At 70.6% G+C, this 7,547-nt stretch carries 13 protein-coding genes; all 13 read right to left on the bottom strand.

Features of this window, described 5'->3' with window-relative positions; genetic code table 11:
* Positions 1–242: hypothetical protein (locus tag VET29_RS04725; protein ID WP_324915083.1), on the bottom strand; the 242-nt coding region annotated here is incomplete at its 3' end.
* Positions 243–345: 103 nt separating this feature from the next.
* Positions 346–582, bottom strand: a complete 237-nt coding sequence (locus VET29_RS04720; RefSeq protein ID WP_324915081.1) for a hypothetical protein — start codon at positions 580–582, stop codon at positions 346–348.
* A gap of 157 nt (positions 583–739) precedes the next feature.
* On the bottom strand, positions 740–1,108 hold the full coding sequence (locus tag VET29_RS04715) for a hypothetical protein (protein WP_324915079.1): 369 nt from the start codon (positions 1,106–1,108) through the stop codon (positions 740–742).
* Positions 1,109–1,167: 59 nt separating this feature from the next.
* Positions 1,168–1,329 (bottom strand): hypothetical protein, encoded by a 162-nt coding sequence (locus VET29_RS04710; RefSeq protein ID WP_324915077.1) that lies wholly within the window; start codon positions 1,327–1,329, stop codon positions 1,168–1,170.
* A gap of 318 nt (positions 1,330–1,647) precedes the next feature.
* Positions 1,648–2,418, bottom strand: coding sequence for a metal-dependent hydrolase (locus VET29_RS04705; protein ID WP_324915075.1), 771 nt, complete (start codon positions 2,416–2,418; stop codon positions 1,648–1,650).
* Entirely contained in the window at positions 2,418–2,948 is a 531-nt protein-coding gene (locus VET29_RS04700) for a hypothetical protein (protein WP_324915073.1), read from the bottom strand. The genes VET29_RS04705 and VET29_RS04700 overlap by 1 nt, the downstream gene beginning before the upstream one ends.
* Complete coding sequence (locus tag VET29_RS04695) at positions 2,945–3,586, bottom strand: hypothetical protein (RefSeq protein ID WP_324915071.1); 642 nt, start codon at positions 3,584–3,586, stop codon at positions 2,945–2,947. Before VET29_RS04695 ends, VET29_RS04700 begins: the two co-directional genes overlap by 4 nt.
* Positions 3,587–3,624: 38 nt before the next feature.
* Positions 3,625–3,762: a hypothetical protein gene (locus VET29_RS04690; RefSeq protein WP_324915069.1), complete on the bottom strand. Its 138-nt coding sequence runs from the start codon at positions 3,760–3,762 to the stop codon at positions 3,625–3,627.
* 40 nt (positions 3,763–3,802) lie between these two features.
* Entirely contained in the window at positions 3,803–4,087 is a 285-nt protein-coding gene (locus VET29_RS04685) for a hypothetical protein (protein WP_324915067.1), read from the bottom strand.
* 80 nt (positions 4,088–4,167) lie between these two features.
* Entirely contained in the window at positions 4,168–4,566 is a 399-nt protein-coding gene (locus VET29_RS04680; RefSeq protein WP_324915065.1) for a hypothetical protein, read from the bottom strand.
* A gap of 329 nt (positions 4,567–4,895) precedes the next feature.
* On the bottom strand, positions 4,896–5,423 hold the full coding sequence (locus VET29_RS04675) for a hypothetical protein (protein ID WP_324915063.1): 528 nt from the start codon (positions 5,421–5,423) through the stop codon (positions 4,896–4,898).
* A gap of 62 nt (positions 5,424–5,485) precedes the next feature.
* Positions 5,486–6,730, bottom strand: a complete 1,245-nt coding sequence (locus VET29_RS04670; RefSeq protein ID WP_324915061.1) for a hypothetical protein — start codon at positions 6,728–6,730, stop codon at positions 5,486–5,488.
* Positions 6,731–6,987: 257 nt separating this feature from the next.
* On the bottom strand, positions 6,988–7,383 hold the full coding sequence (locus VET29_RS04665; protein WP_324915059.1) for a hypothetical protein: 396 nt from the start codon (positions 7,381–7,383) through the stop codon (positions 6,988–6,990).
* Between the last annotated feature and the right edge of the window lie 164 nt (positions 7,384–7,547).

Below are 7,547 nucleotides of genomic sequence, written 5' to 3'. Positions count from 1 at the left end.
ACGACAGCGGCGCGGGCGGGGCCGTCGAGCACGTCGAGCAGTTCAGCGATGCGCACGAGTTGCTGCGGGTCGGGGGCGATCAGCGGCGGGCACTCGTGCTGGTTGTGCAGGGTCTCGCCGCACTCGTCGCAGTTGATGGCGGTGCCGCACAACATGCACCACCACGCGCCGTTGTCGTCGATGTCGACCGGGTGGATCGCGTTGGCCCGTGCGCAGAAGAACGTCGGGGTGGTGCTGGTCATCGTGTCCTCCGGGGATGCTTCGCTCTGCCGTTTCAGACACTACATTACTTGTAGTGCCTGAAACAACCCTCCTTTCAGAAGTCGCCCAGCAACCCGGTAGCGATCACTGCTCGTCCTCGACGCGAGCCGGGGCCAGAACGGTCGCGCCGCGCTCGTTGGTCAGGACCCAGTGGGTTGCGCCGGTGCGGGCGAACTCGTCGCGCCACTCGGGCAGTAGCGACGAGATCGGGCCCGCGTACTGCCACGGGCGCAACCGCTTGTAGTCGTCGCGGGTGATCGTGCGGACGCCGGTGTCGGCCCCGGTTGCGGTGTCGGCGGCGGTCTGGGTTGCGGTGGACATGGCGTAGCGACCTCCGTGGTTGCGGTGTTGCGGGGCAGGTGTTGCGGGTTGCGGTGAGAGCGGTAGCGGAGCGGGTAGCGGCCGGGAGCGGGTAGCGCACGTCGCGGGTAGCGGTGCGGTAGCGGCCCGGCCGCCACCTCAGCGGTAGCGATGGGGGCTACGCCGGGACGACGTGCAGCCCACCGGTGGCGTCCTGCACGAGGGCGACGTAACCGTCCTCGGCGTACCGGGCACCGCGGATGGCGAGCACGCCGACCGGGAGGCGGCGGACGTACTCGAGGTTGACGCGCACGACCTGGCCGACCCGGTAGAGCGGGTGCCGGTGGCCGCTGCCGCCGTAGGAGCCGTCGAAGCCGCCAGGCAGGTACCGGTCAGCGGCCTGGCCGAGCGTGAGCGCGTCGCCTTCGACGTCGTAGGCCGGGAGGCCGAGCCGGGTGGTGAAGCCCCACGGCAGGTCGGCGGCCTTGAAGAAGTCGGAGAGCTGCGTGCCGATGGCGGCGCGGGTGCGGGTGACGTTGACGTTCACGGCGTTTCTCCTGGTCAGGGTGGATGTGGGCACGGAGGTCGGGCCGCCCCCGCGCGGGGTCACTGCTGGAGGTCGGCGAAGTCGGCGGCGAAAGCGGAGCCGTCGCACCAGTACCAGTCGGCAGGGATGCCCTCGACTTCGTCCTGCCAGGGGTGCGGGTCGTGGTCGTGGTCCAGGCCACAGGGGACGATGTCCAGCTGCTGGGTGGTGGTGACCTGCATTTTCGGCTCCCTATCTCGCTCGTTCCGTTTCAAACACTACACGAATCGTAGTGTGTGAAACAAGAGGATCGAGGGCTGCCACTCACCCCTGCCACCGGGCTGCCACTCGACGAGCACTGCCACTCGTCTGCCACCGAGCTGCAACAGCAGCCCTGACCAGCGCGAATGGCAGTGAGTGGCAGGGGTGGCAGCTCCCCTGCCACTCACGACAGGTGCGACGTTTCCGCAGGTCGCACTCCTGCGCCCTGCTCCCCTGCCCGCAGTGGCAGCCCCCTGCCACTCACTGCCACCGGCGGTCAGCCGGGGGCCTGCTGCGGGTCAGCCGAACGCGCTGAGCGCCGCGACGACCGCGCCCGCGGCGACGTCGAGCAGCTGCCAGCCGCCGGGCACCGCGAGCACGCAGGCGAACGCGAGCAGGGGCCAGGCCACCCACCGCTCACCCGGCCCGTTGACGTCGAACCGGATCGGCTCGGGGATGCGCAGTGCGCGCCAGCGCTGTCCGCCGATCGGGACCGGCCACAGCAGCGGCACTCCCGACTCGGTCAGCGCGTCCCCGAGCGCGTGCACCCAGCACCCCACCGCTACCGCTACCCCGGCCGCCGCGCCCAGCTCGTCGAGCGCCGCTACCGGGTCGGGCGTCGCCGCTACCCACGCGCCACCGGCGAGCGTTACTCCGCGCGCCACGACGTCACCCAGCGCCGCAACCGCGAGCGCTACCGACACCGCAACCACGACAAGCACCGCTACCCAGCCGCCCGCTACGCAGGTCACGCCGGTAGCGGCCCCGGCGGCGATACCGAACACGAGCGTGTGTGTCAGGTAGCGGTGCTCGCCGTCGCTACCACGGTCGAGCGGGGTGCGCGTCGCTCGATACGTAGCGGCCGACAGCGAGCGCAACACCTCGCCGACGAACTCGCCGAGCCACCCGAGGTAGCGCGACGCAATAGCGGACGGGTGGTCGAGGTCGGGCAGTAGCGCAGCCCCGGCAGTGACCGCACCGGCGAGCACCGCGGTTGCGGTCCCGCCACCGGCGAGCGCGACGAGCGCGGCCCCGGCGGCGAGACCCGACAGCGCGTGCCCGACCGCCATCACGTCGCAGGCTGCCAATCGAAGGTGGCGAGCCCGCCTCCGTTGGCGGCGGTCAGCTTGAACACGACGCGTCGCGGCGTGCGCGACTCCACGCGCTCGACGTCTGGCCGGCCGCCGTCGCGCACGGCCTGGAGAAGGTCGCGCATCTGGTCGTGGGTGAAGGTCTCCCACGGCTGGCTGTCGTGCGGGTCGCGGCGCACCCACTGACCCGCCGCGCTGGTCTGCTGCTGCTCGGCGATCGTGTCCAGGCGCGCGGCGGCCTCGCGGATCACGTCCTCGTAGTAGTCGACGTGACCGCACGGGTTGTTCCACCGCTGCACCCAGGACCAGTCGCCGTCGTCGCAGAAGTTGTGGCCGTAGGGCTCGCCGCGCGGGCCGCCGCATCTCGGGCAGATGGCCGAGATCGTGACCTTGCGGGTGACCGGGTCGCCGCGTCCGGAGCCCCAGCGGCGTGCTTCGGCTTCGCTGTCGCGGACGGTCACGGTCATCTCGGGCAGCGTCTCGCGCTGCTCGTCGGTCTGGGTGGTCACCGCTGGTCCTCCCGTCCCGCGACGGCGAGCGCATGCAGGGCGTGGCGCGGGTCGACCTCGATCATCTGGAGCAGGTGCAGCCACCACACCCAGACCGGGCGCAGGCCGGGCGTGTCGTGGAACTGCTCGTCGGTGACGTCGCCGAGCGTCCAGGAGATGGTGCGGTTGGCGAGCACCTGGAGTTCGCTGCGGTTGACCCATCGGGTCGACCGCATGGTCGGAGACTTGCCCAGCTCGCCGACCGCGCGGGCAGCGAACACGCGCCAGTAGTGCCCGCGGGACCGGTGGGGGTTGGGCGGGAGGTGGCAGGCGTCGGGGGCTTCGCGGTCGACGACGAGCCGGATGGAGCCGGGCTCGAACCGCAGGCTGGTGTTCTCGATGGTCTCGTGCTGGGCGGTGAACAGGTAGGCGGCGTCGAGCGGGGTCGTGTCGATCGGGGTGTGGTGGCTGACGTGCGTTCCGGGTGGGGCCATGCCCAGCAGGGAGTACGCCCAGACGGGCGCCAGCGGCTCGACGAGCAGCAGTTCCCCGGCTGGGTGGGTGACGAGTGCGGCGGCGCGGGTGCCGTCGCAGTGCACGGCGTGCATGGTGGCGGGTGCTCCTGGCGGGTCGGGGCGGGCGACCGGGGAAGAGGCCACCCGCCCGATGGTTGAACGTTGAATGATTGAGAGTTCAACTATGGGCCGTTGCTGCCCTTGTGGCGGTTCTCGTAGTGGTTCCAGCAGCCCGACGACGAGCAGTAGCCGTCGGTCTTGCCGCTGGCGCTCGGGTGGCCACACCCGGCGTTCGCGGTCTCGTCGGACTTGCCGGCCATCCGGTCGTGTTCACCTCCTCTCGTGCTCAGAGATCAGGGCTCAGGCGGGGATGTCCTCCCTTCTGCGCCTGCCGTCGAGCAGCGCGACGACTGCGTCCGCGGGCAGCTCGACGCACCCGGCTTCGGGCTCGAGGTCGGCAGCGGCGGGCGGGTAGGAGACGGGGACGTACACGCGTCCGTTGTCGACGATCGGTTCGTCGTCCACGCGGAAGGTCTCGGGCTCGGCGATGGGGTGCTCGTCCACGATCGCGCCGACCGGTGCGATGAACCGGTTTCCTTCCTTGAGCTGGTGGGCGTTGGCGTGTCGGCGGATCGTGGCGAGCATGTCGGGGCGTGTCCTTTCTGGAGTGGTGGGCGGGATGTCGGGGCTGCCGCCCGTGGTGGTGGCGACAGCCCCACAGTGGGTCAGCTGAGGGTGGAGATGTTGTCCAGCAGGCCGATCCCCTTCGCGTAGACGTTGTTGGCCTGGGCCAACTCGACGAGCGTGCGGCGGAAGCCCCGCTTGGGGAGCTGGTAGACGCCGAGGTCGACGCGCACGGGGACGCCGGCGGGGTGGTCGGCGTCGGACTTGAGCAGGCCGTAGCAGTACGAGATGTCCCAGAAGGGGCAGCCGGGGTCGGACAGCAGGCGCAGGCGGGTGACCTCGACGAGGTCCGGGTGCCCCAAGCCCACGGTCATCTTGGCCTCGGCGCGGATCCGCAGGTTTCGCTCGTCGAGCGCGTCACCGCCGACGCTCGCGCCGTAGGAGATGGCGCGATCCTGCGCGTCCTGCGCTGCGGCTGCCTGCTTGGCGTAGTCGTTCATCGTGCCCTCCGGGGCGTTCGTCTCTGCTGTTGTTTCAGACACTACATGACTCGTAGTGTCTGAAACAATCCCCCTCTCGCGACGGTCGCCCAGGCCCGCGCGACATCACGCCACGCCTGGCGAATCACCCCCTTCCCAGCCCTGTACGGACCGCTGCGGGGCCGGAACGCGCACGGACCTGCCGATGCCTGTGCGCGCCGCCGTGCGCCGCAGAAGCGGGATACGGGCCGGAACCCGTGGCCGGGGACGACGCGGGCGCGGCCGGCCGAACTCGTCGCGGCAGCACGTCGCGATGCACTTCGGGTGGTGGTCGTTCGGTGCGTACCGGGTCACGGCAGAACCCGCACGATGTCGATCGAGCGGTCCTCGACCGAGTGGAAGTCGTCCTGCGTACGGTCGGCCAGCCAGGAGTCCAGGGCGTCGGCGTTCGCGCGCACGAGCTGCGCCAGCTCGATCGGCGTCGCGTCGGCCAGGGCCGGGGCGTCGTCGTCGGCCTCGTAGGTCGTCTCGTCGAGCGCGGCGCGTGCCTCGCTAGCCCTCACGCGCGTCCGGTAGAACACGGACTCGCTCCACTGGATCTCGATCATCGGGTCGGCGTCGGTGGCCGCAGGCGCGGACTGAGGGTGCTGCGCGGGTTGCTCGGCGCGGGCGGCAGTGCGGCGGGCGGCTTCGACGAGCCTGCGCGGGATGGTGATGCGGTAGCCGGACTCGCACAGCGCGATCACGTGCGTGTCGTGCACGGTCTCGATCCGCTGGACGACGCCGGTGATCTCCTGGCCTTTGAACAGGCCGCCGAGGACTGGGGCGGTGACAGTGTCGCCGATCAGGTGGTCGGCGTCGCCTGACGTGTCGGGCACAGCAAGTTCTCCTCTCGGGGGATGAGGCCTCGCCCGGCGGGACGCCGGGCGAGGCGGGCGGGTCACTTCTTGGTCTTAGGCAGGTCGCCGCGCTTGTGCTTGCGCTTCCGGCCGTTGGGGGTGACCGACACGTCGGCAGTGCACGAGCAGCGCACGTAGTTCGAGATCCGGCGCGGGTTGACCTTCGCGCGCTGCGCGTCGGTCAGCTCGAGGTCGGTGCACTGGTCGGGGTCGGCGGGCTTGTCGGCCGGGTCGCGCTGCCACTCGACCGGCGCAGACGGGAAGCAGTGCGAGCACAGGTGCGGGCCGAGGTGGTCGACGGCGTCACGCTCGACCTGCCCGGACAGGACGGTGTTCCACGCGAGCTGCGTGCGCACGCGGATCGTGCCGCCCTTGCAGCGCATACCGAAGTGGATGTGTCCGCCGGGGACGGTGAAGAACCGCGACCACGGGCGCGCGTCGTACAGCTCGTCCAGCGGCTCGATCGCGGCGCGTGCCTGCTTGTCCGCCTCGACCGCCTCAGCAGCCCTGGCCAGCGCTCGGCGCGCTCGCTCGACCTCGTGCGACGAGATCGTGTTCTCGTTCAGCCGGGCCTGGAGGGCGTCGAGCGCTTCGGTCTCCGTTGAGGCGTACACCCGCCGGTTGCCGCGGTACACCTTGCGCTCGCCGGTGACGATGCGGGCCAGGTCGGCGGCCGAGCTGAACAGCTGGCGGGCCTTTACGACGTCGGCCCACAGGTTCTCCAGCTGCGCGTCGATCGCGGACGGCGCGGACACGGTGTCGTGGTGGGGCCAGTTGCTGATGAAGGTGTCCCGGTCCACGTGGGCGTAACCGTGCTTCGTGCCCTTGGCGAGCTGGACGGCGAGCCCGCAGGTGGCGCACGGCTGGTAGCCGTCGCGCTCGGCCTCGTGGGCGTTGGTGTGCTTCTCCAGGCCGCGCGGGGCGTCGTCGCCGTACAGGTGCTGGTGCAGCGCGTCGGTGCAGGTCTCGGCGGCGGCGCAGGCGATCTGCCGCGGGGTGCGGGTGTCGGCGGGCTCGTCGACCTGGACGGGCTCGGCCGGGGCGGGCTGCTCGGCGGCTTCGGCGATCAGCTTCTCGGCGGCGATCTTCGCCCAGGTGAGGGTGGGCTCGCTCCACTTCGTGACGACGTCACCCGCCGGGTTGAGCACCTGCCAGCGGTAGCCGTCCGGGGTCTTGGTGATCTTCCAGCCCTCGAAGTTCTCGTAGACGCCTGCGCGGACTCGCTTCCACTTGCCGGTGGCGTCGTCGAGGCGGTGCTGGGCGTTGGCGGCGACTGTCGGGTGCATCGTCCGGGTCCTCTCTGCTGCTCTCTTGTTTCAGACACTACATCACGTGTAGTGTGTGAAACAAGCCCCCTCCACAAGAGACGGTCACGACGCCCGATCTCCGGACCGCCGCGCGCAAGCGCGTCGAGAGCGAAGCTCTCGTAGTTGTAGTTGTAGTTGTAGTAGGGAAACTCCTTCCCGAACCCTCACCGGAAGGGTTCCAGCGAGGGTTACGGGAAGGGTTTCCGGAAGGGTTTCCCGAAAGGGTCCGGGAAGGGTCACGCGCGGACGAACCGCGGGTCGTACAGCTCCGCGGAGTACGCGCCGGTCAGGTCCCAGCCGCCCTCGGCCCAGCGAAGCCAGGCGTTCTCGGCGTGGGTCTCGGCCCGGTAGATCCCCTCGGCTTCGGCCGCCTGGTCGTCCGCGCAGAGCTGCATCTCGGTGACGGACTTGTGGTCGCACGGCTCGCCGTGCAAGTCGCGGTGCTCGACGACAGCGCCTGTCTCGGCCACGTGCGCGGCTTCCCACCACTCGCGCCGGTCGACTTCCCGGCGGGCGGCGTAGGCCACCGCGAAGGCGTGACGCCCGAGCGCCCGGCCGTTGGGCTTGGTGTAGTCACCGCGAGCGGCGATGCCCCGCAGCGTCGCGGTGTCCAGGTCGGCGAAGTCCTGCATGACGGGTGCTCCCCTTCGGTGGTGGGCAGGTCAGATCTTGAACAGCAGCTCGGCGAGCTGGTCGCTGGTCATCCCGGTCTGGTCGTAGGCGCGGACGACGTGGTGGCGGACCGCGCGCAGCCACTCACGCGCGCCGCGCTGCTTCTCCATCTCGATCCCGGCCT

Source organism: Actinophytocola sp. (assembly GCF_035634895.1).
Lineage (GTDB): Bacteria > Actinomycetota > Actinomycetes > Mycobacteriales > Pseudonocardiaceae > Actinophytocola.
Note: the sequence above shows the minus strand (reverse complement) of the source record. Positions and strands in the feature narration are given on the sequence as shown.